We start from the raw sequence: 22279 nt of genomic DNA, 5'->3' as shown, positions 1-22279 counted from the left end.
AGGACGGGCTCGGGCGCTCGCGGCAGACGGTCTCCGGGCTGCGCTACCGCGCGACGGGCTCCGGGCTGCGCTACCGCGCGACGGGCTCCGGGCGGCAGGCCGTACCGGCGACCGTCGCCGCCACCTCGTCGAACCGCGTCCACACCAGCGCGGCGAGGTCGTCGTCGGCGCCCAGCGGCTCGCTGACCAGGTCGGCGCCGCTCTCGCTCAGCCGGGTGTGGAAGAACCCGGGGGCGAGCAGGTAGGACGCGATCACGGCGCGCGGCGCCGGGCCCGTCCGCACCCCGTCGAGCGCCTCGCCGATCGTGGGGCTCCCGTTGGCGGCGAAGGCCGCGGTGACCGGACGCGACAGCCGTACGGCGAGCAGGCGGGCGGCGGCCCGCACGTCGTCGAGCGCGGCGGGGTCAGAAGACCCGGCCGCGCCGAGGATCACCGCGTCGCAGGGGCGCAGCCCGGCGGAGGCGAGCCGCCGTGCGAGCACCGAGGCGAGCAGCGGGTGAGGTCCGAGGCGCCCGGCCACGACGGCGTCCGGCCGGGCACGGGCGACCACCGCGGGCAGGTCGATGTGCGCGTGGTATCCGCCGGCGAGTAGCAACGGAACGACCACGACCGGACCGCGTACACAGGCCAGCACCTCGGTGAGGGGCGGCGAGCTGATCTCCAGGAAGCCGAGCTCGACCGGCGTGCCGGGCCGCGCGCGGCGCACCCGTCCGGCGACGGCGGCCATGACCGCCGCCCACCGGGGGTCGCGGGCGCCGTGCGCGGCGAGGACGAGGGTCGTCACCGCTCGTCCCGGTCGCAGGCCAGCCGGTAGCCGCGCTTGACCACGGTCTCGACGATCCCTGCCGGGCCGAGACCGCGGCGCAGCCGTGTGATGGCCATCTCGACGGCGTGCTCGGCCGAGTCGCGCGACGCGCCGCCGGGGAGGACCAGCCGCAGGTCCGATCGCGCCACGACGTGGCCCGGCCGCTCGGCGAGGCGCTTGAGCACGGCCATCGGGGCGGGCGGCAGCGGCTTGAGGTCGTGGTCCACGACGACGGCGTGTCCGCGGATCTCCAGGCGGTGACCGCCCGCGACGAGCCGCGTCACGCCGTTCTCCGGCAGGTGGCGGGCCAGCGTGCGGGCCAGGGCGCCGAGGCGGGACCGGTCGGGCTGGATCACCGGGACGCCGCGTTCCGTCAGCGGGGCCGCGGTGACGGAGCCCACGCAGGCCGCGACCACCGGGCCGCGGAAGGCCGCGATCAGAGCGTCCTCCAGGCCCTCGGCGCGGGCGGCGTTCAGCATGGCGAGGACGGCGGGCGCGCTGGTGAACGCGACGGCGTCGACCGATCCGGAGATGGCCTGGGTGACCAGGCGGCGCAGCGGCGAGGGGTCACGGTAGGGCAGCCACCGGTAGACGGGCACCTCGATCACCTGCGCCCCCGCCGCGCGCAGCGCCTCCACGAAGTCCGTCAACGGCTCGCCGTGCAGTTGGACCGCGACGCGGCGGCCACGCAGGTCCTGGCCGAGGAGGTACTGCTTGACCTCCTCGCACGACTCGGTGGGCGGCGTCCAGTGGTCGGCGAGTCCGGCGGCCCGTACCGCGCCGCGCGCCTTGGGCCCGCGGGGCAGCAGCCGCGCCCGCGACAGCCGCGCGACGATCTCGGAGGACAGGCCCCAGCCTTCGGCCGCCGCCATCCAGCCGCGGAAGCCCACGCCGGTGGTGACCACCACTTCGTCGACGGGGGCGGCCAGGCACTCCCGCGTGGCGGCGAGCAGTTCGGTGTCCTCGGCCACCGGGACGAGCCTGATCGCCGGCGCCTGGACGACGCGCGCGCCCCGGCGTTCCAGCAGCGCGGAGAACTCCTCGCGGCGCCGGGTGGCGGTCACCCCGATCGTGAACCCGGCGAGCGCGTCGGGCGCGGTCTCCAGACTGTGCTCCGGTGAGCCGGGCCCGCCCGGCGACGCCTCTGAGTACGGCCCGGACACCTGCCCGAAGGAGGGTACGGACGACAGCGCGGGCTGTGGTCCCGGCGGCACGACCGGGAGGCCGCCCGGCATCAGGCCGGGCACCGGCGCCGGCAGCAGGTCGGGCATCAGGTCAGGCGGCGCGGTCAAGGCCCACCTCCACGGTTCCGTCGGTGACGCGGATCGGATAGGTCGGTACGGCTGTCGCCGGGTCGTCCAGGCTGACGCCGGTCAGCAGCGAGAAGACCTGCTTGTGCATGGGCGAGGCGACCGTCGGCTCCGCGCCCCTGCTGCCGACGATGCCGCGCGACAGCACGTAGGCGCCGCTGTAGGGGTCGCGGTTGCCGATGGCGTACAGGCCGCCTTCGAAGGTGCGGAACACGGCGACCTGGTCGTGGCCGACCAGCGCCGCCGCGCCGCGGTCGGGCAGGAGGTCGGCGTACCGGCAGACCGGGGTCCAGGCACGCTCCCCAGCCGGCCTTCCGGCCATGGCGGGACTTTCCTGAAGAACGCTCATCTGCTCACTGCCTCCAGGGGGATCAGGGTCGGTTTGATCTGCTCGCGCTCGGTCTCGAAGGCGATGGACGGGTCGGGGGTGCCCGGCGCGTTGACGAAGCTCACGAACCGGCGCGACCGCTCGGGGTCCTCGAGGGTGGCGCGCCACTCGTCGGCGTAGTCGGCGACGTGCCGCTCCATCTGGGCGTCGAGGTCCGCGCAGATGCCGAGCGAGTCCTCGACGATCACCTCGCGCAGGTAGTCGAGCCCGCCGTCGAGGTTCTCCAGCCAGGCGGAGGTCCGCTGCAGCCGGTCGGCGGTGCGGATGTAGAACATCAGGAACCGGTCGATCAGGCGGACCAGCTCGTCGGCCGGCAGGTCGGCGGCGAGCAGATCGGCGTGCCGGGGCGTGAAGCCTCCGTTGCCTCCGACGTAGAGGTTCCAGCCCCGCTCGGTGGCGATGATCCCGAAGTCCTTCGACCTGGCCTCGGCGCATTCGCGGGCGCAGCCGGACACCGCCGACTTGAGCTTGTGCGGCGCCCGCAGCCCCCGGTAGCGCAGTTCGAGGGCGATGGCCAGGCCGACGGAGTCCTGCACGCCGTACCTGCACCAGGTCGAACCGACGCACGACTTCACCGTGCGCAGCGCCTTGCCGTAAGCGTGGCCGGACTCGAAGCCCGCGTCCACGAGCCGCTTCCAGATCCGCGGGAGCTGCTCGACGCGGGCGCCGAGAAGGTCGATCCGCTGCCCTCCGGTGATCTTGGTGTACAGCCCGAAGTCGCGGGCCACCTCGCCGATCACGATGAGCTTCTCCGGCGTGATCTCCCCGCCTGGGACGCGCGGCACCACGGAGTAGGTGCCGTTCTTCTGGATGTTGGCGAGGAAATGGTCGTTGGTGTCCTGCAGCGCCGCCTGCTCGCCGTCCAGGATGTGGCCGTTGCCCAGGGACGCGAGGATCGAGGCGACCACCGGCTTGCAGATGTCGCAGCCGCGTCCGGTGCCGTGCTCCGCGATCAGGCGGGAGAAGGTCGTGATCCCGCGCACCTGGACGATGTCGAACAGTTCCGCCCTGCTGTACGCGAAGTGCTCGCACAGGGCCTTGCCCACCTCGACGCCCGACTCGGCCAGGATCCGCTTGAGCATCGGCACACAACTGCCGCAGGTCGTCCCGGCCCTGGTGCACTCCTTGACGCCCTGAACGTCGGTCAGGCCGTGCTCGACGACGGCCGCGCGGACCCGGCCCCTGGTGACGTTGTTGCAGGAGCAGACCTGAGCGTCGTCCGGCAGGTCGACGCGGTCGCCGCCCGCACCGGCGAACAGCAGGTCGCTCGGCGTCCCCGGCAGGTCCCTGCCCACGAAGGGCCGCAACGTGTCGTACGGCGCCGCGTCGCCCACGCAGATGCCGCCGAGCAGCGTCCTCGCGTCGTCGCTGACGAACAGCCGCTTGTAGATCCCGGCGACCGGGTCCATGTAGGTGACGTCGAGCGCCCCGGCCGTCGCGCCGAACTGGGCGACCTCGACGCCGAGCAGCTTCAGCTTCGCCGACGGGTCCGCGCCCTCGAACGTCGCCGTGCCGCCGAGTATCCGGTCCGCGGCCACCTCGGCCTGCGTGAAGCAGGGCCCGACCAGCCCGTAGACCATGCCCCCGGCCAGGGCGCACTCCCCCACGGCGTAGACGCGCGGGTCCGAGGTGCGCATGGCCGCGTCCACGACGACGCCTCCGCGCTCGCCCACCGCGAGGCCGCACCGCCGGGCGAGCTCGTCGCGCGGCCTGATGCCGGCGGAGAACACCACCACGCGGGCGTCGATCGCCTCGCCGTCCGGCTTCACCAGGCGGGCCGCCCTGCCGTCCGGCCCCGGCTCGACGGCCGCCACTCCGGCACCCGTGTGCACGGTCAGGCCGAGCGCCTCGATGTGGTTCCTGAGCACCGCGCCACCGCCCTCGTCCACCTGCCGGGGCAGCAGCCGGTCACTCATCTCCACGACGTGGGTGGTCAGGCCGAGCCCGCGCAGGGCGTCGGCGGCCTCCAGGCCGAGGAGCCCCCCGCCGACGACGACGCCGGGACCGCCGTCCCGCGCCGCCTCCCTGATCGCGTCCAGGTCGTCGATCGTCCGGTAGGCGAAGCACCCGGGCAGGTCGTTTCCCGGCACCGGCGGCACGAACGGCGCCGACCCGGTCGCCAGCACCAGCACGTCGTACGGCACGGCCTCGCCCCCCGCCGTGACCACTGTGCGGCTCTCGCGGTCGACGTCCACCACCCGGGCGCCCACCGTGACCGTCACGGTGACCGCCGCGCCGCCGGGCACCGGGTAGGTGAGGTCCTCGACGGTACGGCCGGCCAGATAGGAGGTCAGCGCCACCCGGTCATAGGCCGGGCGCGGCTCCTCTCCGAGCACCGTGACGGTGCCCGCGAACCCGCCCGCGGCGAGCGCCTCAACCAGCCGGTGCGCCGTCGGGCCGTATCCCACGACGACGACCCGCCGGCCCGTGCTCGGCACCGCTTCCCCGGTCGTCCTCCGCTCCGGCCTCGTGAGCACGCCACGCTCCTCGTTCGCCGTACTCGCCGCGTCCCTTCGCCGCTTCGCGTTCACGCGTGCACGCCCTCCTGCCTGCTCGCACAGCCAGCCGATGATCCCCTCCACCGCGTCGCGGCACCCGCCGCATCCGGTCGTGGCCCGCGTCGCGGCCGCCACCGCGGCGACGTCCCGCGCGCCGGACTCCCAGCAGGCCCTGATCCGGCCCTTCGTTACGTCGTTGCACCGGCAGACCCGGGCCGAGTCCGGCATGCGCACCGGGCTGTCCGCCACCGCTGCGCCGCCCCCCGCGCCTCCCGCGCCGAGGCCGGCGAGACCGGCGAGACCGGCGAGACCGGGGAAGAGCAGCCCCGCCCGGTCGGCGGGCAGCGGCCCGCCCCTGTCGAACAGCTGGGTCAGCGTGCCCACGGCCGCCGTCTCGCCCAGCAGGATCGCGCCGACCAGTCGGTCGTCCCTGATCACGAGCTTGCGGTAGGTGCCGTCGCGCCGGTGACTGAAGCGGACGATCTCCGCCTCGTCCTCCGTCAGGTGGGTCTCCCCCATCGCGGCGAGTTCCACGCGATTCGCCTTCAACCGCGTGACCAACCGGGAACCCCGGTAGCGCGCCTCCTTGTCCGTCCCCGTGACCAGGTCCGCCACGACGGACGCCTGCTCCCACGCCGGGGCCACCAGGCCGTAGACCGTGCCCGCGTGCTGCGCGCACTCCCCGATCGCGAAGATCGCCGGGTCGTCGGTGCGCAACTCGTCGTCCACGAGGACGCCGCGCTCCACGCCGAGTCCCGCGTCGCGGGCCAGCCCGACGACCGGCCGGACACCGCAGGCGAGCACGACCAGGTCGGCCTCGACCGGTCCGCCCTCCGACAGCTCCACCCCTCCCTCGGCGATCCTGGTCGCGTTCACCCCGGTCACCGTCTCGACGCCGAGGGCGGCGAGCGTCTCGCCGAGCACCAGCCCCGCCTCCGCGTCGAGCTGGCGCTCCATCAGATGGCCGGCGAGATGGAGGAGCGTCACCGGCAGGCCGAGCCCGGCCAGACCGCGCGCCGCCTCGACGCCGAGGAGCCCACCGCCGATCACCACCGCGCGGCGCGCCGTCGCGGCGGCCTCCCTGATCCGGTCGCAGTCGTCCAGCGTCCGGAACGGCGTCGCCCGCTCCACCCCGGGGATCGGCGGCACCACCGGCTCGCTGCCCGTCGCCAGCACCAGCACGTCGTACGGCTCTCGCGTCCCGTCGGCGCCCACGACCGCCCGGCCGTCCCTGTCGACGGCGCTCACCGCCACACCGAGACGCGCCGTCACGCCGTGCTCCGCGTACCACCGGGGGTCGAGCAGGCGGACCTGTTCCCGGGTCGAGGTGCCCGCCACCACGTTCGAGAGCAGCACCCGGTTGTACGGCTGCGCCGTCTCGGCGCCGAACACCGTGATGCGCACGTCCGCGCTCCGGGCGCGCACCTCGCTCACCAGGCGGGCGCCCGCCATCCCGTTCCCGACCACGACGAGCCTCATCGGGCACGCTCCGTACCCGCCGCCACGATGTTCCCGGCTCCCGCGACGGCTCCCACGGCGACTCCGACGGCGGCTCCCACGGCCGCCCCCGCGACGGCCCCGGCGACGGCCCCGGCGACGGCCGTCGCGCGGGGCGGCGTCCGGCGCTCCAGCGTCGCCGCGCAGACCTTGAACTCCGGCATCTTCGACACCGGATCGAGCGCCGGATTGGTCAGCCTGTTGACGCCCTCCCAGTGGAACGGCATGAACAGCGTGTCCGGCCGGATCGCGGCGCTCACCCGGGCGACGCACTCGGAGGAGCCGCGCCGGCCGCGCACCAGAACGGTGTCGCCAGGCTCGATGCCGAGCCTCTCCGCCAGGTCGGGGTGGAGTTCCACGAACGGCTCGGGCGACGCGGCGTTCAGCGCGGGGACCCGCCGGGTCTGCGCGCCCGACTGGTAGTGCGCGAGCACCCGGCCCGACGTCAGGTAGAAGGGGAACTCCTCGTCGATCTCCTCGGCCACCGGCCGGTGTTCGACCGGGACGAGCCTGGCCCGGCCGTCGGCGGTGGCGAAGCGGTCCAGGAAGGGCCGCGGCGTGCCCGGATGCGGCCCGCCGTCCTCGCCGGTGCGCGGGCAGGGCCAGAAGACGCCGGTCTCGGCCGCGATCCGCTCGTAGGTGATGCCCGAATAGTCGGCGATCCCTCCCTCGGACGCCCTCCTCAGCTCGTCGAAGACGGTACGCGGGTCGGTGGGGAACAGGTCGCCGCGGCCGAGCCGGTCGGCGATGCCGTGCAGGACGGCCAGGTCGCTCCGCACTCCGGGCGGTGGGTCGGCCGCCCGGCGGCGGAGCAGGACGCGGCCCTCCAGGTTCGTCATCGTGCCCGCCTCCTCGGCCCACTGCGTGACCGGCAGCACGACGTCGGCCATGGCGGCGGTCTCCGAGAGCACGAGGTCGGCGACCACGAGGAGGTCCAGCGCGCCCAGCCGCTCGGTGACGTGCCCGGCGCGCGGCGCGGACACCACCGGGTTGGACCCGAACAGCAGGAGCGCCTTGGGCCCTCCCGGCGTGCCCAGCGCGTCCAGCAGCTCGTACGCCGACTGTCCGGGACCGGGCAGGTCGTCCGGATCGACGCCCCACACGGACGCGACGTGAGCGCGGGCCGCCGGATCGTCGATCTTGCGGTAGCCGGGAAGCTGGTCGGCCTTCTGCCCGTGCTCGCGGCCGCCCTGGCCGTTCCCCTGGCCGGTGACGCAGCCGTAGCCGGACCCCTCGCGGCCGGGCAGGCCGAGCGTGAGCGCCAGGTTGACGAACGCGGTCACCGTGTCGGTGCCCTTGGCGTGCTGCTCGGCGCCCCTGCCCGTGAGGATCATCGCCCTCGGGGCGGTGCCGAGGAGGCGTACGGCCTCGCGCATCCGGGCCACCGGCACCCCGGTGACCCGCTCGACGCGTTCCGGCCACCACGCCGCCACCGAGTCCCTGACCGCCTCGAACCCGCTCGTACGCGCGGCGAGGTAGCCGAGGTCCGCGTACCCCTCGGCGACGGCCAGGTGCAGCAGGCCGAGCGCGAGGGCGAGGTCGGTGCCCGGGGTCACCTGCAGGTGGAGGTCCGCGAGCGCGGCCGTCGGGGTGACCCGCGGATCGACGACGATCAGGCGCCCGCCGCCGTCGCGCATCCTGGTCAGGTGGCGGACGAAGGGCGGCATGGTCTCCGCGACGTTGCCGCCCGCGAGCAGCAGCGCGTCCGCGCGCCCGATGTCCGTGATCGGGAACGGCAGGCCGCGGTCCATCCCGAACGCCCGGCCGGACGCGGCCGCCGCCGACGACATGCAGAACCTGCCGTTGTAGTCGATCTGTGCGGTGCGCAGCGCCACCCTGGCGAACTTGCCGAGCTGGTAGGCCGCCTCGTTGGTGAGGCCGCCGCCGCCGAACACCGCCACCGCGTCGTGGCCGTCCTCCTCCTGGACGGCCCTGATCCGCGCGGCGGCGAAGCCGAGCGCCTCGTCCCAGGTGGCGGGCCGGCCGCGCAGCAGCGGGGTGGTCAGGCGTTCGGGGGACGCCAGCAGTTCCGCCGAGGTCCATCCCTTCTGGCACAGGCCGCCGGCGTTGGCGGGGATGTCCTCGCGCGGAGTGACCTCTCCCCCGGCCACGTTCATGCCGCACTGCAGCGCGCAGTACGGGCAGTGGGTGGCGGGTCCCTCCGGCACCCGTGACATCACAGGCGCTCGGGGGGACGGTGAGATCGGCACGGGTCCGATGGTGCTGACAGGGGGTTTCACCGCTGGGTCCCTTCTGTTACCTCTGTGCTACAAGCGGCTAACCGCGCTAACGGGCGGGCCCGGCGCGCTGTGAGGGGCCGGTCAGACTCGCGCCGCGGCGAGGCCCGCGGCGGCTCTGGAACCGGCCCTCCGCAGGTAGCAGAACCAGGTGAGCGCGAGGCAGGCCGCGTAGAAGGCGGCGAAGGCGGCGAGTGCGGCGGACGCGTCCCCCGTCGCCCCGATGGAGGTGCCGAACCCCCGGTTGATGAAGAATCCGCCGAACGCGCCGATCGCGGAGATGACGCCGATCGCGGCGGACGCGTCCCGCCGGCCGTTCGCCGCCGCCTCCGCGAACGCCTCCGTGTCGGACGCCGGGACCCCGGCGGTCGCCCGCGCCCGGAAGATCGCGGGGATCATGCGGTAGGTCGAGCCGTTGCCGACGCCCGTCGTGGCGATCAGCAGCAGGTACGCGCCGAAGAACAGGGTGATGTCGTGCGCGGCCAGCCCCCGCCACACCAGGAGGAGCGCCAGGGCCATCGCCGCGAACCCGGCGAGGGTCACCCGGGCGCCGCCGAGCCGGTCGGACAACCAGCCGCCGGCGGGGCGGACCAGGGAGCCGACGAGGGCGCCGACGAACGCGTACCCGACGAGCGAGGTGTGCTCGGGGAACTGCGACTTGATCAGCAGCGGGAACGCGGTGGAGTAGCCGATGAACGAGCCGAACGAGCCGATGTAGAGGATCGACATGATCCACGTGTGCCCGCTCGTGACGATCTTGAGCTGGTCCCTCGGGTCGGCCTTCGCCGAGGTGAGGTTGTCCATGAAGAGGTAGGCGCCGGCGCTCGCGGCCACGATGAACGGCACCCAGAACAGTCCGGCGGCGGCGAGGCCGAACGCGCCGATCACCAGCGGCATGAGGAGCTGGACGGAGCTGACGCCGATGTTGCCTCCGGCGGCGTTCAGCCCGAGGGCCGCGCCCTGCCGCGACTGGGGATAGAAGTAGGTGATGTTCGCCATGCTGGAGGCGAAGTTGCCGCCGCCCAGCCCGGCGGTGGCCGCGATGGCGAGGAACGCCCAGTACGGCGTGCCCGGATCGCTCACCGCGACCGCGAGGAGGACGGCGGGGATCAGCAGGAACAGCGCGCTGGCGATCGTCCAGTCGCGCCCGCCGAACCGGGCGGGCGCGAAGGTGTAGGGGATGCGCAGCGCGGACCCGACCAGGTTGGGCAGGGAGACGATCCAGAACAGCTGGTCCGTGGAGAACTCGTAGGCGCCGAGCTTCACCGCCACGATGCTCCATACGGTCCACAGGGTGAACCCGAGGTGCTCCGCGACGATCGAGAAGATCAGGTTGCGTCGCGCGACCCTGCGGCCCGTGCTCTCCCAGAATGCCGGGTCGTCCGGCTCCCAGTGGCCGATCCAGCGGCCTTTCCGTGGTGCGCCGCGCGCCTCTCGCGCCATCGTCATCGTTCCTCCCGCGTTCGTCGGGGCCGGCTGGGGACCGGCTCCGACGCTAGGAGGCGCGCGTTACGCACGATGACTCTCGGTGATCGTGCGAGGGTTACAGGTGACGCACCCGTGAAACATCCGATCTACAGGTATCACCGTGGTAATACGGATTTAACAGAGATTGGAACGCGCCCAGGGCGGGCATTTCGTTGTGGTGTCGTCGTCGCCGCGGGGAGCGTGCATGGGTGCCCGGCAGATCCGGATGTTCAGTGATCCAGCGCTACGGAGCGTAGCCGAGCCGGTCACCGCCTTCGATCGTTCCATCCGCGATCTCGTCCGGTCGCTCACCGCGACCATGCGGGCCGGGTCGGGACGGGCCGGGCTGGCCGCGCCGCAGATCGGCGTCCCCCTCAGGGTGATCGCCTTCGAGGTGGACGGAAGGGCGGGCCACATCGTCAACCCGCGACTGGAGGTCTCCGGCCGCCTGATCCGGGCCGACGAGGCGTGCCTGTCGGCCCCGAACCTGTGGTGGCCGCTGGAGCGCTCCTTCTCCGCCGTCGCCCGCGGCCGGGACATGTACGGCAAGCCGCTCACGATCCGCGCCATCGGCATGCTCGCCCGTGTGCTCCAGCACGAGGCCGACCACCTGGACGGTGTCCTCTTCATCGACCACCTGCCCGAGGAGGAACGGAAGCGCTTCCTCGCCGCGATCCCGTAGCACGCCCGGCGCAGCGGACATACCCGTCACTATCCGACCGCGAGGAGTAGCCGTCTCCGTGCCTGGGGACGATGGCTTCGACCTTCCCGGCCGACGTGGAAACCCCGAGAATTCACGCTCGATTCGGGGAGGGTCAACATGTCCGTGTTCTTCCGCGGTCTCACGCCGGACGATGAGGCCGCACACTCCGGCGACCTCGGGCCGGTGCCCGAGGTCGCGCGCACACGCGGTCTCACGCCGGATGGTGAGGCCGCGCTCAGCCGACGGGCGTTCCTGGCGCTCGGGGGCGGTGTCGCGGGCGTGGCGCTGCTCCGGCCGCTTCCCCCCGCCGTCATGCCTCCGGCCGCGCCCGCGACCGCCGCCGCGACGTCGGGCACCGCCTCGGGCACGGCTTCGGGCACGGCTTCGGGCACGGCTTCGGGCACGGCTTCGGGCAGCACGGCGGGAGCCACAGCCGCCGCCACCGGGGCGACGGGAGCGACAGCGGCGGGAACGGCGGCGGAGGCCGCGACACCCGCGGCGGTCCCCGCTGCCGCGGCGACGACGGCCACGACGGCCCCGACCGCGGCACCGACTGTGGCGGCGCGAGCGGCGTCGACCACCGGGACCGTCATCGCCGCCCCGCCGCGCATCCATCCGCGCCAGGACTGGCAGGCCCGCCCGCCGCGGCGCCCGGCCCTGGTGGTCGACCACGCGCCGGACCGGATCGTCGTCCACCACACGGCGACGGCCAACGTCGCCGACACCGGGATCGACGCCGCCTTCCGGCTGTCGCAGGCGATCCAGCGCTACCACATGGGCCGCAACGGCTGGGACGACATCGGCCAGCAGTTCACGATCAGCCGCGGCGGCTACGTCATGGAGGGAAGGAACGGCACGCTCGCCGCCATCGCGCGCGGGGAACACGTGGTGGGCGCGCACACGGCGAACCACAACAGCCACACGATCGGCATCGAGACCGAGGGCACCTACATGACCGAGTTGCCCCTCCATCGGCAGATCGTGGCGCTGACCCGTCTCGCGGCCTGGCTCTGCGGCGTCTACGGCCTCGACCCGAGCGTGGCGATCGTCGGGCACCGCGACCTCAACGCCACCTCGTGCCCGGGCGACAGCCTCTACGCGTATCTGCCGGAACTGCGCAACCGGGTCGTCCGGCGGATCGCCCGGTTCCAGGACCCCGCCCAGGCGGCGGCGCTGGCCGCCAGGGCGGCTCAGGCGGCGCCGCCGGTCCCGCTGGAGCGCCGGCCTCCGCGGCGGCTGGCCCTACCCGGCGGGGGCGGTTTCATGGGGGCCGCCGTGCCGTTCGAGCACGGGCCCGCGCTGGGCCCGCGCGACGTGACCGGCTGACCCGCCCGAGGACCGAGGCCACGGGTTCGACCACAGGTTTGATCACGATTTGGACACGGAGTAAACCGGGCGATAAGGCCAGACGTCAGCGTTGACACCAAAGTGCGCACTTGGTCAGATATGTTTAACGATCAGCCGCCGCTAGGGTTACGCGTTTTTCCTTTCCTCCGAGCCCGAACCCCGGCGCCGGCGCAAAAGACGCAGTTCGGCGAGGGTGGGGGCATTGAATGAGATCCGTTCCAGAATCGGGGCAAAAAGCGTACCTCGTCATCGGCCACCCGGGACATAGATCAGGAATGTAACGTAGCCCTCGTTTTTCGGCGGATTTTCGGTCGTCCTGCCAACCGAACCGGGCCGTCGCGAGACCTATCCAGTACGTTCCAACGTCCTCGCTGATAGCGACGGGCAACGTGCCCCCGCGCCGACGACGCCGCCAGCACCATGCCCCGAATGCCCCGGAGGATCCACATAACATGAACCCCGAGAGCACCAAATCTCTCTCCCGTTCACATTTAACGACACTCACTCACAAGTCGTCCAGTGACGGTTTTATCCGCCTAACGCCCGATATGGCGATCTCTCCGCGCGTGAGCGTCGTCGTGCCCGCTCTCAACGAGGCGGAGAACCTCCCGCACGTCTTCGCGACCCTTCCCCGTTGGGTGAGCGAGGTCGTGCTCGTCGACGGCAACTCGACCGACGACACCGTCGCGGTGGCCCGGCGGCTGCGGCCCGGCCTGCGGGTGGTCCAGCAGAGCGGCAAGGGCAAGGGCGACGCGCTGGCCGCCGGATTCGCCGCCTGCACGGGCGACATCATCGTGATGATCGACGCGGACGGCTCCACCGACGGGCGGGAGATCATCAGGTTCGTCGGCGCGCTGGTCGCGGGCGCCGACTACGCCAAGGGGTCGCGGTTCGCCAGCGGCGGCGGGAGCGACGACATCACGCTCTGCAGGCGGTTCGGCAACTTCGTGCTCAGCACCCTGGTCAACCGGCTGTACGGCACCCGCTACACCGACCTGTGCTACGGCTACAACGCCTTCTGGGCCCGCCACCTCGACGCCCTCGGCCTCGACTGCGACGGTTTCGAGGTCGAGACGCTCATGAACATCCGCGCCGCCAAGGCCGGGCTGCGGGTGCACGAGATCCCCAGCCACGAGCGCAGCCGCATCCACGGCGCGAGCAACCTGCGCGCGATCCGGGACGGATGGCGGGTGCTCAAGACCATCGTGCGCGAGCGCGGCGGCGGGGCGCCCGTACCGGACCGGACGTCCGCCCAGGCCCCGCCCGCCGCGGCGGACCAGGGGGCCGCGTGATCGTTCCGGAGGTCTCGCCGCTTCGCGGTACCGGTTGCGGCGCGGCGGTGTCCTGCCGGACAATCACGTGGGTCCTGCCGCCCGGCTCGGCACGACGCGTTCCCGTTGACCGGCCCGACGTGGGAGTGCCCGCTGTACCGCTGGAAGCGAGCCCGTGACTGAGATCCTCCCCCGCACGACGCCCGACGACGTGACGCGGGAGGATCCGGGGCGCACGCCCCGCGGACGCTTCACCCTCGGCCTGCGCGACCCCCTCCTGCGCAACGCGTACGCGCTCATGGTGAGCGCGGCCGGATCCGGCGCGCTCGGCCTGGTCTACTGGGTGCTCGCGGCCCGCTTGTACGACACCGCGAACGGCGGCCGCGCGATGGCGGTGATCGGGGCGATGCGCCTCCTCGCGGCGATCACGTCGTTCGGCTTCGTCGGCACCCTGACGCGGTTCGTCCCGGACACCGGCCGTGCTACCGGCCGGTTCATCCGCTCGGTCTACCTGGTCTCCCTCGCCGCGGCCGGCCTGGCGACCGTGGTGTTCCTGTTCACCCTGGACCGGTGGGGGGACAACTACCGCGACCTGGCCGGGTTCGGCCCGGGGGCGCTGTTCGCGGGCGCGGTCCTCGTCTGGGTGGTCTTCACCCTCCAGGACGTCGCCCTGACCGGCTTGCGGAAGGCCACCTGGGTCCCCTTCAGCACGATCGGGTCCAGCCTGGTCAAGATCGTGCTGCTGGTCGCGCTGTCCTGGATCCTGCCCCGGCAGGGGATCACGGTGTCCTGGGTGGTCGCGGTCGCGATCTCCGTGCTGCCGGTCAACCTGCTGATGTTCCGCAGGCTCGTCCCGAGGCACGCGCGCGACACCGCGGACCGGACACCGCCCACGGTGCGCGCGGTCGGCCGCTTCCTCGCGGGCGACTATCTGGGCTCCACGTTCATCCTCGCGGTCACGTACCTGCTGCCCGTGATCGTGGGCGTCCATGTCGACGCGACGACGTACAACTACTACTACAGCACCGGGATGCTGGGCGGCATCCTGGAGATGCTGGCCTTCACGATGGCCGCCTCGCTGACCGTGGAGAGTGTCTTCGACACGGCCATGCTCGCCCAGCACGGCCGCCGCGCCCTCGCCCGCGCGTTCATGGTCCTCGGCCCGGCCGTGCTCGCCACCGTCGTGCTGGCGCCGTACATCATGGCGGTCTTCGGGCCGGGGCACGCGGAGCACGCCACCGGCCTGCTGCGGCTCATCGCGCTGGCCGCGCTGCCCCGGGCCGTGATCGAGATCTACATCGGCGTCCTCCGGGCGCGCAGCCGCGTCAGGACCCTCGCCGTCGTGCAGGGCGCGATGTGCGCCCTCGCGTTCAGCGGCACCTTCCTGCTGCTGCCCCGGCTCGGGATCGACGGCGTCGGCGTGGCCGTCCTCGTCGCCCAGCTCGCGGTGGCGACCGCGATCGCGCCCTCGCTCCTGCGCGCGCTGATCGTTCCGGGGCGCGCCGCGACGGACCCCGTCTCCCGCATGATGGTCTTCGTGACCACGATCGGCGACCGCGTCAGCCACCTCCTCGCGCCCGTGCGAGCGACCTCTTCGGACGGCGCGCCGTCCGGCTGGCCCGAGCGGGCGAGGCGGTGGGTGCTGCCGGTGCTGGCGGTGGAGGGGTTCGCGATCTTCGTGTTCGCGATGGTCTCCCCGCCGAGCCGGCTGACGGGCGTCGATCTCGACCGGATGAACGGCCTCGGCCTGATCTCCGTGCTCCCCCCCGCGGCGCTCGGCGGCCTGGCGCTGCTGGTCGCGTCGTTCTTCGTGACGCTCTCGCAGCCTCGTTACCGTCCGGTCCTGCTGCTCCTGCAGCTCTTCGCCATCGCCTTCTGCCTGCACGGCGCCTCGGCGCTCGTCTCCCCGGAGCCCCGCTTTCCGACGGCGTGGCTGCACGCCGGGTTCGTGGAGTTCATCGCCAGGAGCGGGGAGACCCTTCCCGGGCTGGACGCCCGCTTCAGCTGGCCCGGGTTCTTCACGCTGTTCGCCTTCGTCGGCAGCGCGCTCGGCATGGACGACCTCCGCCAGTTCATGAACTGGTACCCCGTCGCCTCGAACGTCCTCTACCTCATCCCTCTCCTGCTGATCCTGCGCAGGATGCGGGCCGACCGGCGGGCGAAGTGGCTGGCCGCGATCCTGTTCGTCACCCTCCAGTGGATCGGCCAGGACTACTTCTCCCCGCAGGGCACCACGTACCTCATGTACCTGCTGTTCCTGGCGATCCTGCTCACCTGGTTCGGCCGCGAGGAACGCGCCGACACCGGCAGGGCGCCGAGGAGCCTGCTCGGCCGCCTGGTCCGCCGCCTCGACGAGGCGGATCCCGGCGAGTTCACGTCCCGCCCCGCCGACTCGATGACCCGGATCGTGCTGTTCCTGGTGCTGATCCTGCTGGGCGCCGCCGCCACCGCCAGCCACCAGATCACGCCGTTCATGATGGCCTCGGCCTGCCTCGGTCTGGTGATCGTACGGCGCTGCTCCCTCGGCACGCTGCCCTGGCTGGTCGGCGCCCTGGCCGTCGCCTGGGTGAGCTACCTGGCCACGCCGTACTGGGCGGGCCATCTGGGGGACATGTTCGGCGCGTTCGGGTCGCTCGTGAGCAACCTGAGCTCGAACACCACCGGCCGGATCGCCGCCTCCACCGGAGACCCGCTGCACTCCGTCGTCCTGAAGGTGCGGCTCGGCTTCGCCGGGGTGCTCGCGCTGCTCGCCGGGATCGGCCTGCTGCGCCGGCTGCGCCGCAAGGTGATCGACCGGGTCGCCCTGGTGCTGACGGTCATGCCGGTGTCGGCCATGGCCATGCAGAGCTACGGCGGCGAGATGGGGCTGCGTGTCTACTTCTTCATGCTGCCGGGAGCCTGCCTGCTCGCCGCGTACGCGTTCTTCCCCAACTCGCCGGACAGCGTGCGGCTGCGCGAGGTCCGCGAGGGCCAGGTCGCCCGCTCCGTCCTGGTGCGGCTCCGGGCACGGCTGCCGATGGTGCTCGCCTTCGTGACCGCCCTTGCCCTCGCCGGCGGCTTCTACGTCGCCAAGTACGGCAACGAGCAGTTCGAGCGGGTCTCCTCCGGCGAGATCGCGGCGCTCGACTACATCTACGCCCATGACAAGCCGAGCGCGCGCGTCCTGATGCTGACCCCCATGGAGGAGAAGCCCGGCACCGTCACCGGAGACCTCGCCTACAGCGTGATCCCGTGGCGGGAGAAGCACGTCGAGCGGATCGAGTGGCTGGGCGTCTCGGCGCCGGTCGATCCGTCCGACACCGCGCCGATCGTGGCTGCGCTGCGCGAGACGGGGCCCGGCTCGTTCCTCCTCGCCGCGCGTAACCAGGAGACCATGATGGAGGTCACCGACCCGCTCGGCAGCGGGTTCGCCCCTGGCTGGGGCGTCCGGATCCGCGCCGCGATGGCCGCCTCACCCGACCTGGTCACGCTGTACTCCGACGAGGACGCCGCGGTGTACGCGCTGCGCCGCCCGCCGGCGGGCTCCGTGCCGCCCGCGCCCGACCTCACCGTGACACCGCCGGGCGTCACGACGTGGACACCGGTGGGCGTCGCCGCCGCCGTCCTGTTCATCGGCACACTGATCGCGGCCGAGACGATGCGGCTCTCCGGATCGCCCCGGACGCGGGCCCGCCGCCGGCTCCTCCAGATCTCGGTCGTCCTGCTGGTGATCGCGGTGGCCGTCGTGGTCGAGCGCTTCGTCAGCCTCGGGCTGTGACCGTCAGCGGTCCATCCACCGCACCTCGTACGGCCCCAGCGTCACGGCGCCGCCGTCCACGCGCGCCGCGAGCCTGCCGTCCGTGGTGTTCACGACGACCATCCGGCCGTCCCGCGCGAGCACGCGCACCTGGGGGACGGAGACGTCCACCGCGACGGGCTCCGTCCCTTCGGGGAACCAGCGGGCGAAGTCCTGGAGCAGCGCCAGGGACTCCGTGGGCGCGCCGTCGTCGCCGGACCACAGGCACAGCGGGCAGTCCCGGGTCTTCGGCCGGTGCGTGTCCCAGTAGAGCGCGGTGTCCGCGCCGCCTTCCGCCAGCTCGATCAGCGCGACCGCCGTCACCGCCGTACGGCGCCGCTCGTCCCAGGTGAGGGCCAGGCACGAGCCGCCGGGCTCCAGGGAGGCGCAGGGCAGGGGATAGAACTCGGCCCACCACACGGGCAGGTCGGAGTGCTCGCGCAGCCACCTGGTCATCGCGCCGAATTTGCCGAGCGCGGTGAACTCGTCCGGCCGGGCCCGCCCGTCCTCGGAGGTCACCCCGCCGTCCACGACGACGAAGTCCGCGCCCCGCTTGTGGCGCAGCCAGTACTCCACGGCCTTCAGCACCTTGCGGTCCACCGAGCCCCAGGGCCCCGCGACCTCGGAGGCGGCCGCGTCCCCGGCCTGGCTGGACACCGGCACGTAGGGCCCGCCCACCTTGATCTCCGGGTTCACCGCCTTGAGCGCGTCGTACACCTGGTTGTAGAGCTCCGTGTAGGCGGCGGCGTTCCACTCCCGGCGCGGGCCGTCCCAGAACCCCTTGAACTCGTTCCACACGATGAAGTGGCGGACGTTCGGGTAGCGCCGGGCCACGGCGGCGGCGAGCCGGGCGAAGTCGGGGAAGTGCTCGTGGCGCGGCGCGATCTCCAGCAGGCTCCAGTCGGTGTCGCCGGAACGCCCGCCCTTCATCCAGTCGGGTGCGCAGCAGAGGGTGATGACGGGGGCGGCGCCGGTCTCCGCCATGAGCCTGACCCGCTCGTCGAGCGAGGAGAAGTCGTACTCTCCCGGCTTCGGCTCCGGATTGCCCGCCCCGAACCCCATGATGTGCTGGTTCTGCACCACGGCCCGCGCGCCGAGCGCCTCACGCGCCCGTTCCGCCGCCGCGGGCCCGTCCTCGGTGACGCTGTACTGCGTGTGCGTCATCCCCCACCGGGGCCATCGTTCCGGCGTACGGGCCTGGTCGAAGGACAGCGGCGCCACCGCCACGGCCGGGCGCGGCGTGGGCTTGGCGCCGGAGCGCCGGGCGGCGGCTCCTCCCAGAATCGCGGCCATCGCGGCAACCATGATCACAATCAGGCCGAGGGCAAGCGGCCAACGAGGCAGCGCGATACCACTCGAATGCCGTCCCACGCGCGAAAGAATATCGATGCGAGATGGGCCTTGCGGGCGTTTGGGGTCGCTTATCGGGTTTAAAGCGAGATTATGGCGTGGTGCAGATTTCTGTGATCCACCCCAACGACCTCGGTGAGCCGGAACTCGACCGATGGCGAAAGTTCCAGGACGCGGATCCGGAGCAGGACAATCCCTTTCTCTCCCCCGAGTTCGTCCAGACCGTCGGGAGCCTTCGCCCATACGTGCGCGTCGCCGTCGTGAGCGACGGTTCCGGAATCGCGGGATTCTTTCCGTTCGAGAAACACCGCCTGGGCATCGGGCGGCCGGTCGGCGCGGGCCTCACCGATCTCCAGGGCATGGTGTACGCCCAGGGCCTCGAAATCGACGCCACCCGGTTGCTGCGCGCGAGCGGCCTCGCCACCTGGGAGTTCGACCACCTCCACGTCGGGCAGCCGATGTTCGTCCCCCATCACGCCGCCCGCTTCCCCTCGCCCGCCATCGACATCGGCGACGGATTCGACGCCTACCTCGCCACGCTGCGGCGGCGCTCCCCCAAGACGCACAAGATGACGCGCTACCAGCGGGGACGGCTCGGCCGGGAGGTGGGCGAGGTCCGGCACGTCGCCGAGTCCTCCGACGGCGCCGCGCTGCGCGAACTGCTCGCCTGGAAGTCGGCCCAATACCGCCGCACCGGCCGCATGGACCGGTTCGCGCATCCGTGGATCGTCGAGCTCGTGGAGCGGCTGCACGCGATCCGCACCGACCGGTTCGCCGGCAGCCTGTCCCTGCTGTACGCCGGGGAGCGGTTGATCGCCGGTCACTTCGGCGTGCGCACGGGGAGCCGGCTGTGCATGTGGTTCCCCACCTACGACGTGGAGTACGCGCGGTACTCCCCCGGCATGGTCATGCACCTGGACATCGCCAGGGACTTCGCCGCGACGGGGCTGACGCTGATCGACATGGGCCGGGGCGAGAAGGACTACAAGGAGAAGCTCAAGACCCACGACCTGGAGGTGGCCGAGGGCCGGGTGGCCCGCCTCTCACCGGCCGCGGGCCTGCACTGGCTGGCCAGCACGCCCGTACGGACGCTCCGCAACACGGTGCTGGCCAACCCCTTCCTGCGCGACAAGGCGGACCGCGTGCTCAAGGGCTACGCGCGGCTCACGAAAACGTGACGGGCAGCCGCCTGATCGCGTTGTTGAACGTGGACACCATGGGCTCGGGGGGCGCGGCGAGCCGGACGTCCGGCAGGCGGGTGAACAGTTCCTGGAAGAGCACGGTCAGCTCGCGCTTGGCCAGATGGGCGCCCAGGCAGTAGTGGGCGCCCGGACCGCCGAAGGCGACGTGCGGGTTGGGGCCCCGCGAGATGTCGAAGACGTCGGGGTCGGTGAAGACCCGCTCGTCCCTGTTCGCCGAGTTGTAGAAGAGCACCACCTTGTCTCCGGGCGCCAGCCGCTGCCCGCGCAGCTCGTACTCCGCGGTGACGGTCCGCTGGAGCTGCGTGATGGGCGAGGCGTACCGCACGATCTCGTCCACGGCGCCCGGCATGTACCTGTCGTAGTCCGAGAGCAGCAGCTCGCGCTGGTCGGGATGCTCGCTGAGCAGCGCGAGGGCGTGCGACATGGTGTGCCCGGGGGTGTCGATGCCGGCCACCACGAGAAGCAGGAAGAACGCGCCCAGCTCCATGCCGGTCAGCCGCTCGCCCTCGACGTCGGCGCCCGCCAGGGCCGAGATGACATCGTCGCCGGGCTCCTTCCTGCGCTCCCTGCCCAGCCGGATCACCAGGTTGCGCAGGCCGAAGGTGGCCCTGGTGTTCTTCGCCGCGTGCCGCAGCATGCCCTTGGGGTCGCTGCGTACCGCCTGGTACTCCACCGTGTCGCGTACCCAGCGCAGGACCTGCGGGCGGTCGGCGTCCGGGATGCCCAGCAGGTCGCAGACGACATGGGTGGTGTACGTCTGCGTGACCAGCTCGACGAAGTCGCCGGGACCGGCGGCGGCGAGGGCCGACACGGCCTCCTCCGCGCGGCGCCGCATGTGCTCTTCCAGCCGCGCCATCATCCGGGGGGCGAAAGCCCTGGAGACGATGCGCCGCAACCGGGTGTGTTCGGGCGCGTCCTTGTTCTCCAAGGAGTCGCCATAGATGTATTTCACCCATTTGGGTGGTTCTGGATTAGTAACCGCTGGACTGTTGGCGAATACCGCGCCGTTCCTGCTCGCCTCGGTCACGTCCGCGTGGCGTACCAGTGCGTGGAAACCCTTGCCCGCGCGCGCCAAGGGAACCTTGGGCTGGGCGAAGAACAAAGGACGCTCCTGCTCCCTGAGCCACGCGAAAGCCTCGTGCCGCTCGGAGACGGGCCGCTCCCAGAAGTCCAGCTTCGCGATGTCGAGATCAGCGATGAGCTTCACTCCCAAAGGATCCCACATCGCGGCATTCTGTCGCCCTACAATGGGCATTCCCCCCGCCGCGAAAGGATCTCATGCAGATCTCGGTCATCCGCCCCCATGAGCTCGGCCCCGGCGAACAGGCGGAATGGCGGTCGATGCAGGACTCCCAACCTCATTTGGCCAGCCCGTTTCTGTCCCCGGAATTCACCATGGCCGTCGGCGAGGTGCGGGACGACGCGTTCGTCGCGGTGCTCACCGAGGGGAACGAGACCGTCGGCTTCTTCCCCTTCGAACGGCACCCGCTCGGGGTGGGCAGGCCGATCGCCGGCTGGGTCTCGCTGGCGCAGGGGGTCGTCCACCGGCCCGGGGCGGGCTTCGACCCGGCGGCGCTGCTCCGCGGCTCCCGGTTGGACGTCTGGGAGTTCGAGTTCCTGGTCGGCGGGCAGCCCTGGTTCGCCCCGTTCGCGACCGTCGAGGCGGAGTCGGTGCTCATCGACGTGGGCGGCGGCTACGACGACTACCTCGCGAAGGTGAAGGCCAACGCCCCCCGCACGCTGAAGATGGGCCTCTACCGCGAACGCAAGCTCGGCCGCGACGTCGGGCCGCTGCGGGTGGAACTGCACAGCGCCGACATCGGCGACCTGCGCACGCTGATGCGGTGGAAGTCGAGCCAGTACCGCCGGATCGGCCGTCAGGACCGGTTCGGGCAGCCGTGGGTGGTGGAGCTGGTCGAGCGGCTGCACGCCAGCCGGGCGCCGGGCTGCGCCGGGCTGCTGACCATGCTGTACGCCGGGGACGCGCCGATCGCCGGGCACATCGGCCTGCGCTCGGGCCCGCTCCTCGCCGGCTGGTTCCCCGCGTACGACGCCGAGTACTCCAAGTACTCCCCCGGGCTCGTCCAGCACCTGCTGATGGCCAAGGCCGCGGCGCAGGACGGGATCACCCAGATGGACTGGAGCGTCAGCAAGGGCGACGACTACAAGCAGAACCTGCGGACGAGCGGCCACATGGTGGGCGAGGGGTGCGTCCGCCGCCGCTCGGCGGGCGCCGCGTTGCACTGGGTCAGGAACTCACCGGTGCGCGGCGCGAAGCAGTACATCCTGGACCGGCCCCGCCTGTACGGCATCGCGGACCGGGTGCTTCGACGTTACGGGAACCTGCGCGGGAAGACCGCGGCGCAGCCGCGCGGCGAGGGCGGCGCGACGGAGTCGGCGGGATGAGCGGGAGAACGGGATGACGCCGG

The 22279-nt window shown here is 72.4% G+C and carries 14 protein-coding genes and 1 pseudogene; 6 read left to right on the top strand and 9 right to left on the bottom strand.

Annotated elements, in window-relative coordinates; translation table 11 throughout:
• Positions 1–70: 70 nt before the first annotated feature.
• The 7 genes and pseudogenes from AB0I59_RS18275 to AB0I59_RS18245 all read right to left on the bottom strand — a co-directional run bounded on the left by AB0I59_RS18275 (position 71) and on the right by AB0I59_RS18245 (position 10184).
• Positions 71–784: a sirohydrochlorin chelatase gene (locus tag AB0I59_RS18275; protein ID WP_061255646.1), complete on the bottom strand. Its 714-nt coding sequence runs from the start codon at positions 782–784 to the stop codon at positions 71–73.
• A complete protein-coding gene (locus AB0I59_RS18270; RefSeq protein ID WP_358134107.1) occupies positions 781–2097 on the bottom strand; it encodes a uroporphyrinogen-III synthase in 1317 nt (438 codons plus the stop codon). The genes AB0I59_RS18275 and AB0I59_RS18270 overlap by 4 nt, the downstream gene beginning before the upstream one ends.
• A complete protein-coding gene (gene nirD, locus AB0I59_RS18265; protein ID WP_358134104.1) occupies positions 2081–2437 on the bottom strand; it encodes a nitrite reductase small subunit NirD in 357 nt (118 codons plus the stop codon). The genes AB0I59_RS18270 and nirD overlap by 17 nt, the downstream gene beginning before the upstream one ends.
• Positions 2438–2460: 23 nt before the next feature.
• Positions 2461–4941 carry a nitrite reductase large subunit NirB gene (gene nirB, locus AB0I59_RS18260; RefSeq protein ID WP_358134293.1) on the bottom strand — a complete coding sequence of 827 codons (2481 nt, stop codon included), beginning with the start codon at positions 4939–4941 and terminating at the stop codon, positions 2461–2463.
• Positions 4942–5082: 141 nt separating this feature from the next.
• Positions 5083–6480 (bottom strand): annotated as a pseudogene (locus AB0I59_RS18255) (FAD-dependent oxidoreductase); the annotation flags it as partial.
• Positions 6477–8675, bottom strand: a complete 2199-nt coding sequence (locus tag AB0I59_RS18250) for a molybdopterin oxidoreductase family protein (protein ID WP_358134290.1) — start codon at positions 8673–8675, stop codon at positions 6477–6479. The pseudogene AB0I59_RS18255 and the gene AB0I59_RS18250, both read right to left, overlap by 4 nt.
• A gap of 144 nt (positions 8676–8819) precedes the next feature.
• Positions 8820–10184, bottom strand: coding sequence for an MFS transporter (locus tag AB0I59_RS18245; protein ID WP_358134101.1), 1365 nt, complete (start codon positions 10182–10184; stop codon positions 8820–8822).
• Positions 10185–10407: 223 nt separating this feature from the next.
• Here AB0I59_RS18245 and AB0I59_RS18240 point away from each other — a divergent pair, with 223 nt between their 5' ends.
• The 4 genes from AB0I59_RS18240 (at position 10408) to AB0I59_RS18225 (ending at position 17280) form a co-directional block, all read left to right on the top strand.
• Complete coding sequence (locus AB0I59_RS18240) at positions 10408–10884, top strand: peptide deformylase (protein WP_358134099.1); 477 nt, start codon at positions 10408–10410, stop codon at positions 10882–10884.
• Positions 10885–11022: 138 nt separating this feature from the next.
• On the top strand, positions 11023–12231 hold the full coding sequence (locus tag AB0I59_RS18235; RefSeq protein WP_358134096.1) for a peptidoglycan recognition protein family protein: 1209 nt from the start codon (positions 11023–11025) through the stop codon (positions 12229–12231).
• A 587-nt stretch (positions 12232–12818) separates the two neighbouring features.
• Positions 12819–13544, top strand: coding sequence for a glycosyltransferase family 2 protein (locus AB0I59_RS18230; RefSeq protein WP_358134093.1), 726 nt, complete (start codon positions 12819–12821; stop codon positions 13542–13544).
• Between the two features lie 154 nt (positions 13545–13698).
• Positions 13699–17280: a lipopolysaccharide biosynthesis protein gene (locus AB0I59_RS18225; protein WP_358134090.1), complete on the top strand. Its 3582-nt coding sequence runs from the start codon at positions 13699–13701 to the stop codon at positions 17278–17280.
• Positions 17281–17283: 3 nt separating this feature from the next.
• Here the strand turns inward: AB0I59_RS18225 and AB0I59_RS18220 are convergent, their stop codons facing one another.
• Entirely contained in the window at positions 17284–18591 is a 1308-nt protein-coding gene (locus AB0I59_RS18220; RefSeq protein WP_358134088.1) for a xylan 1,4-beta-xylosidase, read from the bottom strand.
• 158 nt (positions 18592–18749) lie between these two features.
• Here AB0I59_RS18220 and AB0I59_RS18215 point away from each other — a divergent pair, with 158 nt between their 5' ends.
• The gene (locus tag AB0I59_RS18215) at positions 18750–19826 is read left to right on the top strand and encodes a GNAT family N-acetyltransferase (protein WP_358134085.1); all 1077 of its coding nucleotides are present in this window, start codon (positions 18750–18752) and stop codon (positions 19824–19826) included.
• On the opposite strand, the gene AB0I59_RS18210 is transcribed toward AB0I59_RS18215, so the two are convergent.
• Complete coding sequence (locus tag AB0I59_RS18210; protein WP_358134082.1) at positions 19813–21075, bottom strand: cytochrome P450; 1263 nt, start codon at positions 21073–21075, stop codon at positions 19813–19815. The genes AB0I59_RS18215 and AB0I59_RS18210 overlap by 14 nt on opposite strands.
• A 53-nt stretch (positions 21076–21128) precedes the next feature.
• Here AB0I59_RS18210 and AB0I59_RS18205 point away from each other — a divergent pair, with 53 nt between their 5' ends.
• A complete protein-coding gene (locus AB0I59_RS18205) occupies positions 21129–22256 on the top strand; it encodes a GNAT family N-acetyltransferase (RefSeq protein WP_358134078.1) in 1128 nt (375 codons plus the stop codon).
• The last annotated feature ends 23 nt before the right edge of the window (positions 22257–22279 follow it).

Origin of the sequence: Microtetraspora glauca, from assembly GCF_040656155.1 — a bacterium.
Taxonomy (GTDB): Bacteria; Actinomycetota; Actinomycetes; order Streptosporangiales; family Streptosporangiaceae; genus Microtetraspora; species Microtetraspora glauca.
This window is presented reverse-complemented; position numbering and strand designations above follow the sequence as displayed.